An 18,072-nucleotide genomic window follows, 5' to 3' on the forward strand; every position below is an offset into this window, starting at 1 on the left:
GGTGTTCGCCTCCAGGGAGTGGACGGCTACTCCAGCTCGTCCTTCGTCCCACCGCTCTCGCGCTTCTCCAGGCGCTCCCGGCGCCGGGCCTCCTTCAGGCGCTGCTTGTCGGCCTTGCGGAGCTTGCGTTCGACGCCGACGCCGCCCATGAGGGCGAAGCCGGTGACGGTCACGCGGGGGGAGCCGGGGGCGATGTCGTCCGGGTCGCCGCCGGAGCCCGCCTCGCCGAAGCCGCCCATGAAGCCGAAGCCCCTGACGTCGACGTGCATGTCCGGGGGCACGGTGACCTGGATGCCGCCCATGACGGTGAAGCAGCGGATGACGATGTCGCGGTCCTCGAAGTTGGCGTCCCGCAGGTCGATCTCGCCGCCGCCTTGCAGGACGACGGCGGTGAACCTGCGGGCCACGGTCCAGGTGCCCTTGCGGCCGAAGCCGCTCCAGAACGCGAACGCGCCCTTCGAGGTGGGAGGTTGGCCGGTGCGCCGGGTGTAGTCGACGGTGCCGGCCGCGGCGGTGGCCGGCGGGGCGGCGAGTGGTGCCGGGCTGCCGCCGGGTACCGGGAGATCGCGTACGAGAGGTTCCAGTTCCCCGTGCGTACGGGCCCGGTAGGCGGCGTCGAGCCGTTCCTCGAACTCTTCCATGTCGAGGCGGCCCTCGGCGACGGCGTCCCGCAGCCGTTCGGCGATCCGCTCCCGCTCGGCGTCGGAGGCCCGCATGTCCGGAAGGTCGCTCGTCATACGATCAGCCTAGTCAATCGGGGCGCTCACGGCGCCGTCGGACGCTCCGCGTACATCTTCGCGATCACGGACTCGATGTCGGGCTCCCGCACCGACAGGTCCACCAGCGGGTAGTCGGCGGCGAGGGCGGCGACGATCGGTGCCGCCGACGCGGAGGCGGGGAACGCGAGCCACTGGCGCGGGCCCTCGACCCGTACCGGCCGCGCGCCCGCGACCTCGATGGGCGGGAGCCGGCGATCGAGGTCGACGACGAGGGTGCGTTCGCCCGGCGCGACCTCGTGGAGTCCGGCGAGGGTGCCGTCGTAGACGAGCCGTCCGTGGTCGATGACCATGACGCGCTTGCAGAGTTGCTCGATGTCGGTGAGGTCGTGGGTGGTGAGCAGGACGGTCGTCGCGCGTTCGGTGTTGAGGTCGCGCAGGAACTCGCGCACCTTGGCCTTGGAGACGACGTCGAGACCGATGGTGGGTTCGTCGAGGTAGAGCACCTCGGGGTCGTGCAGGAGGGCCGCGGCGATGTCGCCGCGCATGCGCTGCCCGAGGGAGAGTTGCCGCACGGGGACGTCCAGCAGGGCGCCGAGGTCCAGCAGTTCGACGCAGCGTTCCAGGTTCTGCCGGTAGCGGGCGTCCGGGATCCGGTACATGCGGTGCACGAGCCGGTACGAGTCGATGAGCGGCAGGTCCCACCAGAGTGTCGTGCGCTGTCCGAAGACGACGCCGATGCGCCGGGCGAGGCGGGTGCGTTCGCGTGAGGGGTCGATCCCGGCGACGCGCAGCCGTCCTCCGCTGGGGGTCAGAATGCCCGTCAGCATCTTGATGGTGGTGGACTTCCCGGCGCCGTTGGGGCCGATGTAGCCGACCATCTCGCCGCGCGGCACGGTGAAGCTGATGCCGTCGACGGCCCGTACCCGTGTCTTCTCGCGGCGCACCAGGCCCGTTCTGCGGCGTACGTCGAAGACCTTCTCCACGCCTTCCAGCTCGATCAGGTCCGCGGTCCGGACGGGCTCTGCGGTGTCGGTGGCTTCCTCGGTCACGGTTCAGCTCCCGGTGCTGCGGTACGTACGGAGACCGGCCCGCCACGCCGCTCCGGCGAGCGCGCAGCACAGGGCGGCGACGAGCGGGGGCGTGAAGGCGAGCCAGTGGGGCAGGTCGAGCGGATAGGGGCGGCCGAGGACGTGGAGCGCGGGCAGCCAGTTGACGAAGGCGAGCGGTACGACGAAGGTGACGCCCCGCACGAGGTCCTTCGCGAAGACCGTGGGCGGGTACTGGAGCAGGGTGTTGCCGCCGTAGGTGAAGGAGTTCTGCACTTCGGCGGCGTCCTGTGCGACGAACTGGAAGGCCGCTCCGGCGACGAACATGGATGCGAAGATCGCCGCCCCGCTGAGCAGCATCATCGGCACCATGGCGGCCTTCAGCGGGGTCCATGCGATGTCGAGGGTGAGGAGGGCGTAGCCGAGGACCAGCAGGCCCTGGGTGATGCGGCCGAGGCGGCGGAGGGCGAAGCGGTCGGCGGCGACCTGGGCGAGTACGGGGGCGGGCCGCACGAGGAGGGTGTCGAGCGTTCCGTCGCGTACGCGTCGTCCGAGCCTGTCCATGGAGCCCATGGCGAGGTCGGCGAGGCCGAAGGCGGTTCCGGCCGCTCCGTAGAGGAGGGCGATCTCCGGCAGGCTGTATCCGGCGAGGCTGTCGACGTGCGTGAACATCAGCAGGATGACGACGAAGTCGAAGGACGTGGCGGCGAGGTTCCCGAGGGCGGTTATGGCGAAGGACGCGCGGTAGGTCATGGTGGAGCGCATCCACATGGCGGCGATGAGTCCGTAGACGCGCAGCCCGGACCGAAGGGTGCGCAGGCGGTCGGCGGGGCGCGGGTGCTCGGTGGGCCGCTGGTGTTCGGCGGGGCGCGGGCCGTCGGCCTGTCGGAGGTGTCCGGTGGGCGGGGGTGGTCCGGCCGTGCCGGGGCCGTCGGCGTACGGGCGTCCGCCGGCCGTTCGCGGCGGGGTGCCGGGGTCGGGGCTGCCGCCGGTCCGCGGTCGTTCATCCACCCTGGACCACCACCCTCCGCGTCGCGGCCGACTGCACGAGCCGGCCGGCGCCGAGGAGCGCGGCGGCCCAGCCCACCTGGAAGGCGTAGGCGTGGACGAGCCCCCAGCCGGTGCGTTTGCCGAGGAGTACGTCGGCGGGGATCTGGAGGAGCGAGGACCACGGCAGGAGCCGGGCGAGTTCGCCGAGGGCGCCGGGGAAGAGGGTGAGCGGCAGCAGCATGCCGGAGAAGAACAGCCCGGCCAGCCAGGTGATCTGGAGGACGCCGGCGCCGTCCATCAGCCAGAACGCCGACAGGGCGGCGAGGTAGCGGAGGGCGAAGCTGACGACGACTCCCAGGAGCACGGCGGTGAGGAAGGCCAGCCAGGGGAGGGGTGAGGCGGGCAGCGCGAGGTCGAAGGCGAGCGCGCCGAGCAGCAGGGGGACGACGCCGCGGCCGAGGAGGTGGAAGGCGGCGCGGCCCAGGTCGCCTGCGAGCCACCACAGTTGGAGGTCGGCGGGGCGGTAGAGGTCGATGGCGATGTCGCCGGTGCGGATGCGTTCGATGAGTTCGTCCTCGAAGCCGCCGCCCATCATGGCGCAGGTCATCAGCAGGGCCTGGCCGAGCCATACATAGGTGACCGCCTGGGAGAGGTCGTAGCCGCCGAGCTGCGGGCGTTCGTCCCAGAGGGCGATATAGGTGTAGGCCATGATGAAGCCGAAGACGGTGTTGGTGAAGACGCCCGCCGCCGTCGCCACCCGGTACGTCGCATAGCGCCGGAATCCACCTGCCGCGACGACTGCGTAGAGCCGCACCACAGCCTCCTTCGGCAGGAATCGTCGCTGGATGTCCGCGTCCGGGGCGGACGCGCCAAAGCGCATGACCCTAGCTCAGGGGACCGGCCGCCGCGACCGTATTTCGGGCGGGGGTCCGGGGGGCGAGGGGGTGGGAAGTGCAGTATGGGCACACCAAGCGAATCGCCCGAATTGTCACCTTGAGGCCGGGGTGTTCCTCCGGGCTGGGGCCGAGGAGTCTCCACGGACATGAGTCACGATCCACAGCAGCAGCGCCGGGGCCCGAGGGAACCGACGGCCGTCGGCCCGGTGCCCGGCCCGCCGCGCGAGGAGGGCGTGGAGGCGCGGCACGGCGGGACCGGCCGGGGGAGCCGGGACACGGGCACGGACCGGGAGGGGCACGGGCTCGCGGACCGGGACGGAGGGGACGGCACCGGGGGGAGCCGGGGAGGGGAGCGGGCCGCGAAGTCCCGCCCCGGCCGCACCCGCTCCCGGCGTACCGGCCTGCGGCGCGTCGTCCCCACCTGGCGGACGGTGCTCGGTGCGTCCGTGCTGTTCGTCCTCGTACTGCTGGGCGGGTTCGTCGCCGGCTACCTGCTGGTCGACATTCCGCCGGCCAACTCGGCGGCGACGGCCCAGTCGAACGTGTACCTCTACAAGGACGGCACGCAGATCGCCCGTGACGGCGAGGTCAACAGGCAGAGCGTCCGGCTCTCCCAGATCCCCCTGTCCGTCCAGCACGCGGTGCTCGCCGCCGAGGACCGCGACTTCTACTCCGAACGGGCCGTCGATCCACAGGCGATGGTCCGCGCGGCGTGGAACACCGTCACCGGCAAGGGGAAGCAGTCCGGCTCCACCATCACCCAGCAGTACGTCAAGAACTATTACCTGGGCCAGGAGCAGACGGTCACCCGCAAGGTGAAGGAGTTCTTCATCGCGATCAAGCTCGACCGGGAGGAGACCAAGTCCGGCATCCTGGAGGGCTACCTCAACACCAGCTACTTCGGCCGCAACGCGTACGGCATCCAGGCCGCCGCCCACGCCTACTACGGCAAGGACGTCAGCGCGGTCGACACCGCCGAGGGCGCCTACCTGGCCTCGCTGCTCAACGCTCCCAGCGCCTACGACGTCGCCGCCCACCCCGAGAACCGGCCCAGGGCGCTCGCCCGCTGGAACTACACGCTCGACGGCATGGTGACGGAGCGCTGGCTGCCCCTCTCCGAGCGGGCCACCATGATCTTCCCGATGCCGCAGACGGCGGGTCCCGCGTCGGGGCTGTCCGGACAGCGCGGCTACATCGTCCAGGCAGTCGAGGACTGGATCACGAGCAACGGGATCGTCGACGAGAAGACCCTGGCACGCGGCGGCTACCGGATCACCACCACCCTGGACCGGAAGAAGCAGGACGCCTTCGCCGCCGCCGTCGACCGGCACGTGATGTCGCGGCGCGATCCCGGCCGTGCCGCCGACCGCAACGTCCGCGTCGGGGGAGCGTCGATCGACCCGGCGAGCGGCAGGGTCGTCGCCATGTACGGGGGGATCGACTACACCAAGCAGTACGTCAACAACGCCACCCGGCGTGACTACCAGGTCGGTTCGACGTTCAAGCCGTTCGTGCTGGCCGCGGCCGTCGAGAACGGCTCGCTGACCCAGGACGGCCGCCGGATCACCCCCAACACGCTCTACGACGGCACGGACCGCCGCCAGGTGCAGGGCAGGTACGGCCCGACCGGCTACGCGCCGGAGAACGAGGACAACGTCTCCTACGGTCCGGTGAGCGTGCGCCTGGCCACGGACCACTCGGTCAACTCGGTGTACGCGCAGCTCGCACAGGACGTCGGCCCGCGCCGGGTGCGGGAGACGGCCATCGCCCTCGGAGTCCCGGAGGGCACCCCGGATCTGACGGCGACTCCGTCCATCGCCCTCGGCGTGGCGACCGCGAGCGTGCTGGACATGGCCGAGGCGTACGCGACGCTCGCCAACCACGGCCGGCACGGCACGTACACGCTGGTCGAGCGCATCACCAAGGACGGCATGGAACTGGAGCTGTCCGAGACGCCGGCCAGACAGGTCATCAGCCGCGAGGCCGCGGACACCACCACGTCCGTGCTGATGGGCGTGGTGCGGCAGGGGTCGGGCATGGCGGCGCTGTCCGCCGGGCGGCCCGCGGCGGGGAAGACGGGCACGGCGGAGGGAGACAAGGCCGCCTGGTTCGCCGGCTACACGCCCGATCTGGCGACCGTCGTCGCCGTCATGGGCCAGGACCCCGACACCGGTGTGCAGAAGTCGCTCTACGGGGCCCTGGGCCTGCCGAGGATCAACGGCGGCGGGGTGCCCGCGGCGATCTGGGGCGAGTTCACGGCGGCCGCGCTGGCCGGCAGGGAGGCGGAGGACTTCGACCTGACGATCGCCGACGGCGCGGAGGAGGAGTTCTACCCGGCCGACGAGCCGGGCGGGCCCGGCGACGACCTCGCCGGGCCGGGCGGGGGCGAGGGCGGTACGGGCGACGGCCGTATCGACGAGGGCCGTTCCGCCGGAGGCTCGGCGCCGCCGTCGAACGGGGCGGGCACCGGTCGCCCGACGAACGGCGGGATTCCGTCCGACGGCGGCACTCCGCCGGCGGGCGGAACCACCGGTAGCCGGCCGCCCGCGGCAGGTCGGACCGGCGGCTCGGCGACGGGCGGGCCGGTCGGTGGCGCCGACCGGGGCGGCGGGGCACAGGGCGGCGGTACCCGGGGCGCCACCGGCGGCGGAGTGGACGAGAGCGGCCCGCAGGGGATGGGCGGAACGGGCGGCACGGACGGCTGGGGGGTGTTCCCCGACGGTCCATGACCGCGCGGCCCGTCCGGGGTCGTGTCGCCCGTCCGCGACCGCGCCACCGTCCCGGGGCGGTGGCGCCCGTCGCCGAGCGTGCGGCGAGCGGCGGGCTTCAGTGGCCGGAGGTCGCCTTCAGGCCGACCACGGCGACCAGGAGCAGGACCACGAAGAAGATCCGGGCGGCGGTCGCGGGCTCGCCGAGGACGGCCATCCCCACGATCGCGGCTCCGGCCGCCCCGATGCCGACCCAGACTCCGTAAGCGGTGCCGATGGGCAGCGTCCTCGCCGCGTGGGACAGCAGCAGCATGCTGGCGACGATTCCGGCGGCGGTGAACACGCTCGGCCAGAGCCGGGTGAACCCCTCCGTGAACTTCATGCCGATCGACCAGCCGACCTCGAGCAGACCGGCGAGAACGAGCAGGACCCAGGCCATGACAGGCACCTCCGAGACGCGGACTTCGATGCGGGGTGCGTCGTCTTTGCCTGCCCGGTACGGCGCGTCTCGTCGGGTGGGCCCCACCGTAGCAAAGGCATGAGGAAGGCCTGGTGATCGGTTTCACCAGGCCTTTTCCTGCCGTGAGGCCGCTGCCGCCGCCGGGCCGCGCGGTTCGTCCGGGAACTCGGGCGGGCGCCGGACCGCGCGCACCGGGACCGGTCCCGGTGCGGCCGGCTCCCGGCCGGCCCGCTACAGGTACAGCCCCGTCGAGTCCTCGGCGCCCTCGAAGCGGTCCGCCGCGACGGCGTGCAGATCGCGCTCGCGCATCAGCACGTACGCCACGCCGCGCACCTCGACCTCGGCGCGGTCCTCCGGGTCGTACAGCACGCGGTCACCGGCCTCGACCGTACGGACGTTCTGACCGACGGCGACCACTTCCGCCCAGGCCAGACGCCGGCCGACCGCCGCGGTCGCCGGAATCAGAATGCCGCCACCGGACCGCCGCTCGCCCTCGGGGGCGTCCGACCGGACCAGGACCCGGTCGTGCAGCATCTTGATGGGCAGCTTGTCGTGCTTGCCGAGGGTGTTGTCGCTCACGACATCGAACTTACCTGCCGAACGCCGCTCCGGCCGCCGCCGGGGTGGAGCGGGGTCACGCCTTCCGCTTCCTGACGGCCAGGACCAGCAGCCCGGCCATGCCCACGACGGCCAGCGCCACCGGTACGGCGCGCTCCAGCCGGGGCGCTCCGTCCGGGTGCACGAACCGGTTCTTCACATCGGTCACCACGCGATTGGCGGCCACGAACGCCCGCCCGGCGGTCTGGTCCACGGTCGAGGCGACCCTGGCCTTCGCGTCCCCGATGATCGTCTTCGGGTGCATCCGCACCCCGATCTCGTCGAGCGTCTCGGCGAGCTGCTCGCGCCGGCGGACGATGTCCGCCTCGATCTGCGCAGGGGTCCTGGCGTCCGACACCGCGCCGCCTCCGTCGTCGTATCCGGTAAACCTTCCTCGACAGTCTGTCAGCTCGACGCGGACCGCACCCCACGGCACCCCTATTACGCTCGGTGCCGTACGTCCACATCCCTGAGGAGAACCGAGAATGAGCGAGCGACTCCAGCCCGGTGACACCGCCCCGGACTTCACCCTGCCCGACGCGGACGGCAAGGAGGTCTCGCTCTCCGACCACAGGGGCCGCAAGGTCATCGTCTACTTCTACCCGGCGGCCCTGACCCCGGGCTGCACCAAGCAGGCCTGCGACTTCACCGACAACCTGGACCTGCTGGCGGGCGCCGGCTACGACGTCATCGGCGTGTCCCCGGACAAGCCCGAGAAGCTCGCGAAGTTCCGCGAGAAGGAGGACCTCAGGGTCACGCTCGTCGGCGACCCGTCGAAGGCGGTCCTCGAGTCGTACGGCGCGTTCGGCGAGAAGAAGCTCTACGGCAAGACGGTGACGGGCGTCATCCGCTCCACGGTCGTCGTGGACGAGGACGGCAAGGTCGAGCGGGCCCTGTACAACGTGAAGGCCACCGGCCACGTCGCGAAGATCATCAAGGATCTGGGCCTCTGACGCACCGCGGCCGGCCGGAGTCCCTCAGCGGCCGGGACCCGGCCGGCGTTCCCCCCGGACGGGGGCGCCGCGGTCCGCGTACGGCGCGCGGACGGGCGCGCCGAACCGCCCGGCCCTCGCCCGGCCCTGCCGGCCGTTTCCGGCACCTGGCAGGGCCCGGTCCGGGGCCCCGCCCGTCTCAGAGGCGGGCCGCCGCCCGTTCGCCTATCAGCACGGAGAGGTCCACACTGCGCGCCATCCGCTCGTACCCCGCGTCGTTCGGGTGCAGATGGTCCCCGGAGTCGTACGCCGGGTGGAGCCGCTCGGGGGCGTACGGGTCGCGCAGGGCCCGGTCGAAGTCGACGACCGCGTCGAAGACCGTTCCCGCGCGGATGGCCGTGTTGATCTCGTGACGGGCGGCGTCGAGCGCCGGGCTGTAGCGGGGGTGCCCCTCGAACGGCATGAGCGTCGCTCCGACCACGCGCAGCCCACGGGCCCGCGACCGCTCGGCGAGACTCCGCAGCCCGGCCGTGACCGCCGCCGGATCCGCCGTACCGGCCGGGCGCAGGAGGTCGTTGATGCCGAGGGCGATCACGACGACCCGCGCACCCGGCCGCTCGGCCACGTCGCGGTCGAGGCGGGACAGCCCGCTCGGGCCGATGCCGTCCTTGAGGAGCCGGTTGCCGCTGATGCCCTGGTTGACGACGCCGTACCCCCAGCGGCCCGCACGCAGCCGGTCGGCCAGATGGTCGGTCCAGCGGCGGTCGGTGTCGGGAGTGGAGCCCGCGCCGTCGGTCAGCGAGTCGCCGAGCGCGACCACCGTGCCGCGCGCGGCCGGATTGCGGACGTCCACGGCCGTCAGGTAGTGCCAGGAGGACGTGGGCAGGGTGTAGGCGGCCGCGGCCGCGTCGCGCGTCCGGTCGCCCTCGGCAAGGTACGAGGTCTGGCGTGCCCGGGCGTGCAGGGTGACCGTGCCGCCGCCGGGCGCCGGGACGAAGACGGTGACGAGCAGATGCCCGTCCTCGGGAACGGCGAGGGGGGCGGGGTCACCGACGATGTGGCCGCCCGGCGGCACCGTGACGGACCGGCGCCCGTCGAAGAGCACCGGGCGCAGACTGCCGGGCACGGCGGCGGCGCCTCCGGCGGCCACGGCGATGGACGCACGGCCTATGTGCAGCGGCTCGGTCCCGTAGAGGTTCGACAGGGTGATCCTGGCCTCGCTGCCGCCGAGGCTGGTGTGGACGACGTTCCGTACGGAGTGCCCGCCGGCGGGGGCGACCCCGGCCTTGCCGGGTGCGGCGGACCACGTCCCGGCCCAGCCTCCCGTTCCCACGGCCTGCGCCGTCGTGTTGCCGGGCCGGCCGCCGGTTCCGGCCCCTGGGGCCGCTTGCCGCCGGTCGTCCGGCCCGAGGAGGGTGAATGTGGTGATGATCGCGCCGCAGATCAGCAGGGTCAGGGCGACGAGTGCGGCGAACAGGCCGTATCCGGCCCGCTGGGTTTTCATGAGCACATCATCCGATATGGCCGTGGGAACTCGACGTGCGCCCCGGGAGTACCACAGGTAGGGAGAAGGCGTACGGCCGTTGGGTAGGAGCCTCGCGTACGCGGACGGGTGGAGTCGATGAAGCGAACTGAACGACCTGGGCGCGAGGATCCGGCCGACGGCGGCCCGGGCCGCGCTCCGGGTGCGCCGGCCGAGAACGGCCAGGCCACGCGTGCCTCGGCGGTGCCGTCGGCCGGCGCGGTGAGCGCCGGCGACCGGCCGGCGGCAGGGGCGAGAGGCAGTGGTGTGGACGGCGACGCGCAGGGATGGGGACACGGTCCCGGTGGCCCGGAGGACGGCGGCTCCGGGCGTGAGGGGGCGTTGGGCCGAACGGGTCACGGCGGGGACGGCGGTCGCGACGCGCAGGACCGGCGCGGCGAAGGCGACGGGGACGGCGCCGGAGGTGGGGAGCACCGGCCCGCGGCCGCCGGGGCGGCCGGGGGAGACCGCCCGGGGTCCGGCGCCGGCGCCGGGTCCGGGTCCGTCGGCGGGAGCGCGGGCGACGGGCCAGGAGCCGCTGGCCCCGGCGCGGCTGACGGGTCCGTGCCCGGCGCCGCGGAGGCCGCGCCGGGCACCGAAGGCGGCAAGGGCACGGGTCGCCGGCCCGGGCAGTCCGGGGGGTCCGGCGCAGCGGGTGGCAAGGGCACCGGTGACGGGCCCCGGTCAGGGCCGGGCGGCCCCGGAGCCGAGGCCGGGCGCGCCCGGCCGCCGCGCCCGGCGCCGCTCGCCTCCTTCGCGTACACCGAGGCCGACGAGGAGAAGCGCCGAGGCGTGCGCCGGATGAAGGCCACGGCCACCGGTCTGCTCCTCCTCGTGGCGCTGATCTTCACGCTCGCCACATGGGCCAGGAACTCCGGCATCGAGGGCTGGCCCGGCTATGTGGCCGCGGCCGCCGAGGCCGGCATGGTGGGCGCCCTGGCCGACTGGTTCGCGGTCACCGCACTGTTCCGCCACCCCCTCGGCATCCCCATCCCGCACACCGCGATCATTCCCAACAAGAAGGACCAGCTCGGCGCATCGCTCGGGAACTTCGTGGGGGAGAACTTCCTCTCGGAGGACGTCGTACGGGCCCGGCTGCGCGGGCTCTCCCTCGGCGGCCGGCTCGGTGCCTGGCTTGCCGAACCCGCCCACGCCGACCGTGTCACCGCCGAACTGTCCACCGCCCTGCGCGGTGCGCTCGCCGTCCTGCGGGACTCGGACGTCCAGGCCGTCGTCGGCGAGGCCATCACCCGTCGCGCGGAGACCGCCGAGATCGCGCCGGGCATCGGCAAGACGCTCGACAAGATCGTCGCCGACGGCGCCCACCACCGAGCCGTCGACCTGATCTGCGCCCGTGCCCACAACTGGCTCGTCACGCACGGCGATTCGGTCATGGACGCCATCCAGGGCGGAGCTCCCGGCTGGACGCCTCGTTTCGTCGACCGGAAGGTCGGCGAGCGGGTCTACAAGGAACTGATCCGCTTCGTCACCGAGATGCGCGACGCCCCCAACCACCCGGCGCGCACCGCGATCGACCGCTTCCTCGCCGACTTCGCCTCCGACCTCCAGGCCGACACGGACACCCGGACGCGGGTGGAGCGCATGAAGTCCGACATGCTCTCCCGCCCCGAGGTGCAGGACATCATCGCGTCGGCCTGGTCGTCCGTACGCGCCATGATCATCTCCGCGGCCGAGGACGAGCGCAGCGAACTGCGGCTGAGGGCCCGGGCATCCCTGATGTCGCTCGGGGCCCGACTGGCGACGGACGGCAGGCTGCAGCGCAAGCTGGAGGGCTGGATCGAGAACACGGCCGTGTACGTGGTGACGACCTACCGCGAGGAGATCACGTCCTTGATCAGCGACACGGTCGCGAGCTGGGACGCCGAACACACCTCCCGCAAGATCGAGGCGCACATCGGCCGTGACCTGCAGTTCATCCGTATCAACGGCACGGTCGTCGGTGCGCTCGCCGGCCTCCTGATCTACACGGTGGCGCACGCGATCGGCGGCTGACGCGGTGACGGGGCGAGGAGCGTGGAGCGCGGCCCCCGCTCGGTAGCCGCGTGGCAGGCCGCGCGGACGCGTCGTGGTCGAGGGCCGTGGGAAAGCGCTGGGTGCGTAACCGGAACCTGTCTTCCGGTTACGCACCCAGCCACCATGGGGGAGTTGCCCTTGAGTACGGACGGGCCGCCGCCCCCGTTCAATGCCCTTCGGGCGCCTTTCGGCCATGCTTCCCGGCCGCTTTCGGCCCGTCCTCGGTCGTCGAGCGGCCGGGTCCCGAACGACCGCTCAGCCGGCCCGGCGGGTGACGGCCCAGGACGCCAGCGCCATGCCGCCGGCCACGGCGAACACGGCGGGCCAGGCGCCCACCTTCTTGGCCAGCGGGTGCGATCCGGCGAAGGCGGCCACGTACGCCGCGCTCAGCCCGGCCGCGGCCTTCCCGCCCGCCTCCTGCTGCCACTGGCGCGCCGCGGCGACTCCGGCCGCGGCGAGCGCGGCCCCGCCGAGCGGCCGCTTCCCGGTCCACCGGGCCACTCCGTAACCGCCGACGAGGCCGCTCGCCGCGACTGCCGCTGCGGGAATCCTGGCCATGGGTGCCGCCCTTCGTTCGCTGCTTCATCGCACTGCACGGTCGGACCGGCACCGCCCGTGGACCGGTCCGTGGGACCGTCTCGCGTCGGCGGCCGGTGCGCCCGTCGATCCATTCGATCGGCATTCGAGCCTAAACGAGCGGTTTCGCCACCTTGCGCCGGGGTCGTGCCGGACGGACGGGCGCGCGGACCGGCGGAGGCGCCGTCCGCCGACGTCGAAGACCCCGTGCCCGACCGGCCGGTTGGCCGCCCGCGGGCCGACGTGGGAGCGCCCCCGGCCGGGCGGCCCACCGCCCGGATCCGTTGCGGTGCGGCGCCGCGGAACGCACCCTGGAAGGAGAGGCAGGGAGACCGTCATGCCCACTCTCGAGGAACAGATCGACATCACGGCGCCCGGTGACGTGGTCTGGAACCACCTGCACCAGGTCGAGGACTATCCGCAGTTCGTCGGAGGCGTACGGGATGCCCGGCGCGAGGGGACCTCCGGCGTGCACGTGGACGTGGAGACCGCGGCGGGGCGGGCCTTCGGGCTCGACGCCGCCACGGACGATCTCCGTCCGAACCGGACGATGACCTGGAGGACCACGGAGACCCCGCACCTCAGCGGCTCCGTGTCGCTCCTCCCGATCGACGCAACCCACACGAGGATGCAGCTGCGCATGGAGTACGACCCCGCGGAGGCGCACGACGCCTTCGGAGGCCCCAGGGGATTCGCCCAGTCGTCCGCCATCGAAAGGACCGTCCGGGCGGACCTCCACCAGTTCAAGGACCTGGTGGAACGGACGCACCCCCTCACCTGACCACACAGTGCCCCGCGTGAGACGGGGCCGACGGAACCGTACGGCGAAGGTGACCCGTCATGACGACGCAGCACTGGAACATCGACTTGTCGTTCGAGGAGGACGGAACGCGGACGGCCTGCAAGGCCTCCCTCACCGGTCCCAACGCTCCCGGCGTCGAGGGCAAGGGCATAGCGCGACGCAATCCGGGCGACACCCCGGACGCGAAGATAGGCGAGGAACTGGCAGCGGCCCGCGCCTGTTCCGAGCTGGCCCATGAACTCGTCGGCCGCGCGGCGGCAGACGTCGAGAGCCACACCCACCGGCCGGCGGACATCGGCATGTGATCCGAACCGGCACCGCGGCCGCCGGCGGCGACCGGCACCGCGCACCGGCGGCCCGGGGACGGACATCCCCGGCCGCCGGCGCGTGCGCGGCGCGACCGCCCGGGCCACCGCGGATCCCGGCCGAGGCCGCGAAGATCCCGTGCGGCGGTCAGCCGCCGCCGGAGCTGTGCCGTACCTCGAACCTCACAAGCCCCTCGGGCTCCTCGTCCCACACCTCCGCCGCCCGCACATCGGCGGACGGCGGGCCCAGCCGCGCCCACCGGACGAGCGTCTCCACTGCGTCGGGCCCACCTTCGAACACGGCCTCGACCCGGCCGTCGGTCAGGTTCCGGACCCACCCGGTCACCGCATGCTCCTCGGCGACCCGCCGACATGTGTCCCGGTAGAACACGCCCTGGACCGTCCCGGAGACCACTACGCGCTTGCGCACCATGCCTCCGGATCGTAAGAGCAGGAGGGCCGGGCCCGGCGGCGGCGCGGCGCTCACCGCGGCGCGGAAACATCGGCACGGACCGGCCCCGAGCCGGGAAGCCGGTCGGCCCCGAGCCGGGAGGCGTACCGGTCCCGAGTCAGGAACGGGCCCCGGTGTCCCTCAGTCCCACAGCTTGTACGTCACCTCGGGCGGCAGGTGCTCGGGCCTGCTGCCGGGGAAGCTGAGGTGGAGCTGCCCGTACCGCTGCTGATCGGGGTTCTTCTCCCACGCCTCCGGGCGCTCGAACCTGACGTTCACGGGGTACGAGTGGAACTTGCCCGCGGCGCAGTAGGGCTTGCAGTCGTTGACCACGTTCAGCCCGGTGGCCACGGCGGACGTCCGCCCCCATGACGACCACTTGAGCTCGGTCAGCCCGCTGTTGCCGTCCCCGCAGGCGATCAGGAACTCGCTCGGGCGCACCTGCGCCTTCATGAAGCAGTCCACGACCACGACCTGGTCACCGGGCTGTGCCGCCACGGAGGGGGACGCCGAGGCGGTGGCCGGTACAAGGCCCACTGCGAGCGACGTCGCGGCGAGGATCATGGCCGCGGTCCTCAGCTTGTGTCTCTGCATGTCTGCTCCAGCCGTCTCTCCCCGAGCCACCAGGCCCACCGTCCCCGCACCCCTACCACCCGGCGCGCCCCCACACCCCACACCGCATCCGGACAGGCGCTCGCGACCTCCTTCGAACGGTTGCTCCTGTATCGACGCTACGACCGCACCGGGGGACCCACCACTTACAGAGGTAACAACTTCACCGGGCGGTACGCGGGCCCCGCCTCTCTCGGCTGGTCGAGGGGGTGACACCAGGTCCGGATGGATCTCGTGAGCTGTTCCGCCATCCCATCCGAGCCGCGAGCACCCGCCGCTGTCAGTTGGCGGCGACCGCTGAGTAGGTCCAGACATCCGCCGGCATCTGGTGCCGAAGCCTCCAGGTGATCCCCATCGGCTTGCTCCCCTCGTGCTGCACGTAGTCCGCAGGGCCGAGCAGCATCCAGGGCTGAGGGCCGCCGATGTCCGTCTTCTTGTAGCGGCGGACGAAGAGGAGGACGTGGCTGCCCAGCTCCTTGTGCGTCTGGTAGCGGATGCCGGTGGGGGAGGTGTTCGATGTCTGGTTCTGCGACTCCCAGTGGAAAAGGGAGTCGCTCAGGGCGTAGTCCCGGTAGCGGGTCTGCGGGGAGAAGTCCTTCTCGTCCTTCTCCAGCGTGATCAGTAGCGCGTCGATCTGTGCGCTCTCGCACCACTTGACACCCTCGCGGAAGTGGCCGGGCATGAAGCCCCCGATGTGAGACTGCCCAAGGGCGGGGAGGATTTCCTCGCGGCTGTATGAGGCGTGCACCTTGAGGGGGAGCCCGCCGAGCAGGGCGCGGGGGACGTGGTCCGCCTGGTCGAGGACGTGGACCAGCACCTGTCGGAGTTCGCTCCGGAAATTTCGGAAGGTCTGCAGTGAGTCGAAGGCTGCCTGGTAGGTGCGGAAGCCGCCGAGTGGCCAGAGCGAGAAGAAGAGCATGCGTGCGTATGCCTGGTCGAGGTCATCGAGCTCGTCGTAGGACGGGGCGTCGTCTTCTAGGAGTCTCGTGTAGGCGGCCACACGTTGAGGGTCGTCTACGTGAAGGAACGCGGAAACCCTTTTGAGGAGTGCGTCCTCCCCCTCCGCTGGGGTGGAGGTGAGCAGATCGGCGCGGCGCAGAAGGCCCGTCCAGGAGTTCCCGCTGCCTCTGTAGAGCTCGTTGATGTTGCGGCCGCTCTCCTTCAGGTACGGGGAGAGGCGAGGCTCCGCGTACTGCCTCACCTCCCGTGCCAGTTGTGTGACGTTGATGCCGATCTGGCTGCGGATGTTATTGATGATCGATTCCTTGGCCTTGGGCTCAAGGATGATCTGGCACCCAGAGGGAAGTAGTGGGAAATCCCGCTCGATGTTGCTCAGCAGGCGATTTCGCGTCAGATTGGTCAGGGCCTGGAACTGCTCTTCGAAGCGGAATTCCTTGCGGTGCTGACCGATGAAGTCTAGAACGGTCAGCACGGCCTTGCTCGTGGTTCGGCGGAGCCCTCGGCCGAGCTGCTGGAGGAACACTGTTGCGCTTGATGTGGGGCGCAGGAGAAGAAGCGTGTCGACATCCGGAAGGTCGAGACCCTCATTGAAGAGGTCGACCGAAAAGATGACTTGCAATTCGCCGGACTTCAGTGCGTCCAGCGCGGCCTTTCGATCATTCCGGGGGGTGTCACCCGATAGTGCAACAGCTTCCAGGCCGGCACGAGAGAAGAAGTCGGCCATAAAACGGGCGTGTGCCACCGACACGCAGAAACCCAGAGCCCTCATGGAGGCTGGGTCGGAAACCTTGTCCATGACGGCCTGTACCACGAGGCGTGCTCGAGCATCATTGCCGGTGAAGAGATTGCTCAACTCCGATGCGTCGTACGAGCCGCGCTTCCACGAAACGGCGCTCATGTCGGTATTGTCGGTCACGCCGAAGTAGTGGAAGGGGCTTAGGAGTTCGTTCTCCAGCGCTTCCCACAGTCGCATCTCCGCTGCGATGCGTCCTTCGAAGAACTCGTCCTGGACGTTGCGCCCGTCCATCCGCTCCGGCGTCGCGGTCAGGCCGAGCAGCTCACGAGGAGTGAAATGATCGATGATCTTCCGATAGGTGGGTGAGACTCCATGGTGGAACTCGTCGATGACGATGACGTCGAAGTGGTTCGGGGTGAAGCGGTCAAGAATCTGGGAGTTGAGTGACTGAACGCTCGCAAAGACGTGATTCCACTCGCGGGGAACGAGACTGCTATGCAACTCCTCCCCGAAGTTCGCTTCGACGAGCACGTCTTGGTAGGTGCGGAGTGATTGCCTGAGGATCTCCTGACGATGGGCAACGAAGAGGAGCCGCAGGTCTCGTCCGTGCTTCTCTCGCAGGTGCTTGAAGTCCAAGGCTGCCATGACCGTCTTGCCGGTGCCGGTCGCAGCGACCAGGAGGTTCCGGCTGCGTCCGTGGAGCTCGCGCTCCACCTCGAGGCGTTCCAGCATGTCCCGTTGGTGGGGGTAGGGACGTACCTCCAGTCCGGAGAGGGTGATATGACGTTCCTCGGCGCTGCGGGTCCCGCGGCCCGATTGCAGGAGTGCGTCATCGAGACGTGTGGCGTCGCGGTCCGGGTCGTACAGTTCGAACGCCGAGTCGCTCCAGTAGGAGTCGAAGGTCGCCTCGAACTTGCGCAGCACGTCCGGCGTGGCAACCGACGAGAGCCGGACGTTCCACTCCAGTCCGTCGAGGAGCGCGGCCTTCGACAGGTTGGAACTCCCGACGTATGCCGTGTCGTAGCCGCTGTTTCGGCGGAAGAGCCAGGCCTTGGCATGGAGACGTGTGGAGCGCAGCTCGTAGTTGACCTTGACCTGTGCGTCGAACTTCTGGACCAGCTTGTCCAGGGCCCGCCGCTCGGTGGCACCGATGTACGTGGTCGTGAGGACGCGAATGGGCACACCGCGAGCGTGAGCGGCCTCGAGGGACTGCTCGATGACGCGGAGACCGTGCCACTTCACGAAGGCGCAGAGCAGATCGACGCGGTCAGCCGTCGCAAGTTCGGCACGCAGTTCAAAACCGAGGCTCGGGTCTTCCGGAGAGTTGGTGATGAGTGCCGTGTCGGACAGCGGCGTCGCAGGGCGGATGGCGTACACGCCCTCGGCTTCCTTCTCGGCGACGGCGAGCAACTGTCGTGGCCCCTCAGCGACGAGGTCCACCCACTCGCGAGCCCCTTCGACGGTGCTCATCGACTCGAGGATGTGGTTCGCCGCGTGCACCCGGTCTGCCGCAGGCAGCCGTTCAAGCACCAGCCTCGTCGTCTCCGCCACGTGACGGGCGATGACGTGGGGCGATGATTCGGGTCCCACGACGCCGTCGATCGCGTGCCACTGGCCATCAGCACTCAGGTCCTTGAGCCGACTCTCCAGCCGCAAGGTGATCAACTGCTCGTAGAGCCCAGCAACCGGCTGCTCTGCGTTGGCAGACCCCGTCACCTGTTCCCCT

At 71.1% G+C, this 18,072-nt stretch carries 17 protein-coding genes and 1 riboswitch; of the genes, 5 read left to right on the forward strand and 12 right to left on the reverse strand.

Annotated features, from left to right (window positions below; all coding sequences use genetic code 11):
* Positions 1 to 26: 26 nt before the first annotated feature.
* From BLT82_RS30025 to BLT82_RS30040, 4 genes are all read right to left on the reverse strand, one after another.
* Entirely contained in the window at positions 27 to 737 is a 711-nt protein-coding gene (locus BLT82_RS30025; RefSeq protein WP_093660505.1) for a DUF1707 SHOCT-like domain-containing protein, read from the reverse strand.
* 26 nt (positions 738 to 763) lie between these two features.
* Entirely contained in the window at positions 764 to 1,768 is a 1,005-nt protein-coding gene (locus BLT82_RS30030; protein WP_093660507.1) for an ABC transporter ATP-binding protein, read from the reverse strand.
* Positions 1,769 to 1,771: 3 nt separating this feature from the next.
* Positions 1,772 to 2,584 carry an ABC transporter permease gene (locus BLT82_RS30035; RefSeq protein ID WP_244529748.1) on the reverse strand — a complete coding sequence of 271 codons (813 nt, stop codon included), beginning with the start codon at positions 2,582 to 2,584 and terminating at the stop codon, positions 1,772 to 1,774.
* A gap of 184 nt (positions 2,585 to 2,768) precedes the next feature.
* On the reverse strand, positions 2,769 to 3,569 hold the full coding sequence (locus BLT82_RS30040; RefSeq protein ID WP_093660509.1) for an ABC transporter permease: 801 nt from the start codon (positions 3,567 to 3,569) through the stop codon (positions 2,769 to 2,771).
* Between the two features lie 228 nt (positions 3,570 to 3,797).
* Here BLT82_RS30040 and BLT82_RS30045 point away from each other — a divergent pair, with 228 nt between their 5' ends.
* Complete coding sequence (locus BLT82_RS30045) at positions 3,798 to 6,380, forward strand: transglycosylase domain-containing protein (protein WP_244529741.1); 2,583 nt, start codon at positions 3,798 to 3,800, stop codon at positions 6,378 to 6,380.
* Positions 6,381 to 6,477: 97 nt separating this feature from the next.
* Here BLT82_RS30045 and BLT82_RS30050 read toward each other — a convergent pair whose 3' ends face one another.
* The 3 genes from BLT82_RS30050 to BLT82_RS30060 all read right to left on the reverse strand — a co-directional run bounded on the left by BLT82_RS30050 (position 6,478) and on the right by BLT82_RS30060 (position 7,774).
* Complete coding sequence (locus tag BLT82_RS30050) at positions 6,478 to 6,798, reverse strand: DMT family transporter (RefSeq protein WP_017948035.1); 321 nt, start codon at positions 6,796 to 6,798, stop codon at positions 6,478 to 6,480.
* Between the two features lie 34 nt (positions 6,799 to 6,832).
* Positions 6,833 to 6,902: riboswitch (guanidine-III (ykkC-III) riboswitch) on the reverse strand.
* Positions 6,903 to 7,050: 148 nt separating this feature from the next.
* Positions 7,051 to 7,398 carry a GroES family chaperonin gene (locus BLT82_RS30055; protein WP_093660511.1) on the reverse strand — a complete coding sequence of 116 codons (348 nt, stop codon included), beginning with the start codon at positions 7,396 to 7,398 and terminating at the stop codon, positions 7,051 to 7,053.
* A gap of 55 nt (positions 7,399 to 7,453) precedes the next feature.
* The gene (locus BLT82_RS30060) at positions 7,454 to 7,774 is read right to left on the reverse strand and encodes a DUF3618 domain-containing protein (protein WP_093660513.1); all 321 of its coding nucleotides are present in this window, start codon (positions 7,772 to 7,774) and stop codon (positions 7,454 to 7,456) included.
* A gap of 127 nt (positions 7,775 to 7,901) precedes the next feature.
* Here BLT82_RS30060 and bcp point away from each other — a divergent pair, with 127 nt between their 5' ends.
* Positions 7,902 to 8,369 (forward strand): thioredoxin-dependent thiol peroxidase, encoded by a 468-nt coding sequence (bcp, locus tag BLT82_RS30065; protein ID WP_093660515.1) that lies wholly within the window; start codon positions 7,902 to 7,904, stop codon positions 8,367 to 8,369.
* A gap of 178 nt (positions 8,370 to 8,547) precedes the next feature.
* Here the strand turns inward: bcp and BLT82_RS30070 are convergent, their stop codons facing one another.
* Positions 8,548 to 9,852 (reverse strand): SGNH/GDSL hydrolase family protein, encoded by a 1,305-nt coding sequence (locus BLT82_RS30070; RefSeq protein ID WP_093660517.1) that lies wholly within the window; start codon positions 9,850 to 9,852, stop codon positions 8,548 to 8,550.
* Between the two features lie 582 nt (positions 9,853 to 10,434).
* Here BLT82_RS30070 and BLT82_RS30075 point away from each other — a divergent pair.
* Positions 10,435 to 11,883 carry a DUF445 domain-containing protein gene (locus BLT82_RS30075; protein WP_093660519.1) on the forward strand — a complete coding sequence of 483 codons (1,449 nt, stop codon included), beginning with the start codon at positions 10,435 to 10,437 and terminating at the stop codon, positions 11,881 to 11,883.
* A 276-nt stretch (positions 11,884 to 12,159) separates the two neighbouring features.
* On the opposite strand, the gene BLT82_RS30080 is transcribed toward BLT82_RS30075, so the two are convergent.
* On the reverse strand, positions 12,160 to 12,462 hold the full coding sequence (locus BLT82_RS30080) for a hypothetical protein (RefSeq protein ID WP_093660521.1): 303 nt from the start codon (positions 12,460 to 12,462) through the stop codon (positions 12,160 to 12,162).
* A 355-nt stretch (positions 12,463 to 12,817) separates the two neighbouring features.
* Here BLT82_RS30080 and BLT82_RS30085 point away from each other — a divergent pair, with 355 nt between their 5' ends.
* Positions 12,818 to 13,261: an SRPBCC family protein gene (locus BLT82_RS30085; protein ID WP_093660523.1), complete on the forward strand. Its 444-nt coding sequence runs from the start codon at positions 12,818 to 12,820 to the stop codon at positions 13,259 to 13,261.
* A 59-nt stretch (positions 13,262 to 13,320) separates the two neighbouring features.
* Positions 13,321 to 13,587 carry a DUF1876 domain-containing protein gene (locus BLT82_RS30090; protein WP_093660525.1) on the forward strand — a complete coding sequence of 89 codons (267 nt, stop codon included), beginning with the start codon at positions 13,321 to 13,323 and terminating at the stop codon, positions 13,585 to 13,587.
* 148 nt (positions 13,588 to 13,735) lie between these two features.
* On the opposite strand, the gene BLT82_RS30095 is transcribed toward BLT82_RS30090, so the two are convergent.
* From BLT82_RS30095 to BLT82_RS30105, 3 genes are all read right to left on the reverse strand, one after another.
* The gene (locus BLT82_RS30095; RefSeq protein WP_208868088.1) at positions 13,736 to 14,020 is read right to left on the reverse strand and encodes an acylphosphatase; all 285 of its coding nucleotides are present in this window, start codon (positions 14,018 to 14,020) and stop codon (positions 13,736 to 13,738) included.
* Between the two features lie 159 nt (positions 14,021 to 14,179).
* Positions 14,180 to 14,632, reverse strand: coding sequence for a hypothetical protein (locus BLT82_RS30100; RefSeq protein WP_342029429.1), 453 nt, complete (start codon positions 14,630 to 14,632; stop codon positions 14,180 to 14,182).
* Positions 14,633 to 14,930: 298 nt separating this feature from the next.
* On the reverse strand, positions 14,931 to 18,062 hold the full coding sequence (locus BLT82_RS30105) for a DEAD/DEAH box helicase (protein WP_093660529.1): 3,132 nt from the start codon (positions 18,060 to 18,062) through the stop codon (positions 14,931 to 14,933).
* Positions 18,063 to 18,072: the final 10 nt, after the last annotated feature.

Origin of the sequence: Streptomyces wuyuanensis (assembly GCF_900103455.1) — a bacterium.
Classification (GTDB): domain Bacteria; phylum Actinomycetota; class Actinomycetes; order Streptomycetales; family Streptomycetaceae; genus Streptomyces; species Streptomyces wuyuanensis.

Excerpts from the sequence above, each read along its gene's own strand:
- BLT82_RS30025 (WP_093660505.1), bottom strand. The coding sequence starts at position 737 with ATGACGAGCGACCTTCCGGACATGCGGGCCTCCGACGCCGAGCGGGAG.
- BLT82_RS30045 (WP_244529741.1), top strand. The coding sequence starts at position 3,798 with ATGAGTCACGATCCACAGCAGCAGCGCCGGGGCCCGAGGGAACCGACG.
- BLT82_RS30050 (WP_017948035.1), bottom strand. The coding sequence starts at position 6,798 with ATGGCCTGGGTCCTGCTCGTTCTCGCCGGTCTGCTCGAGGTCGGCTGG.
- bcp (WP_093660515.1), top strand. The coding sequence starts at position 7,902 with ATGAGCGAGCGACTCCAGCCCGGTGACACCGCCCCGGACTTCACCCTG.
- BLT82_RS30070 (WP_093660517.1), bottom strand. The coding sequence starts at position 9,852 with ATGAAAACCCAGCGGGCCGGATACGGCCTGTTCGCCGCACTCGTCGCC.
- BLT82_RS30080 (WP_093660521.1), bottom strand. The coding sequence starts at position 12,462 with ATGGCCAGGATTCCCGCAGCGGCAGTCGCGGCGAGCGGCCTCGTCGGC.
- BLT82_RS30085 (WP_093660523.1), top strand. The coding sequence starts at position 12,818 with ATGCCCACTCTCGAGGAACAGATCGACATCACGGCGCCCGGTGACGTG.
- BLT82_RS30090 (WP_093660525.1), top strand. The coding sequence starts at position 13,321 with ATGACGACGCAGCACTGGAACATCGACTTGTCGTTCGAGGAGGACGGA.
- BLT82_RS30095 (WP_208868088.1), bottom strand. The coding sequence starts at position 14,020 with ATGGTGCGCAAGCGCGTAGTGGTCTCCGGGACGGTCCAGGGCGTGTTC.
- BLT82_RS30100 (WP_342029429.1), bottom strand. The coding sequence starts at position 14,632 with ATGCAGAGACACAAGCTGAGGACCGCGGCCATGATCCTCGCCGCGACG.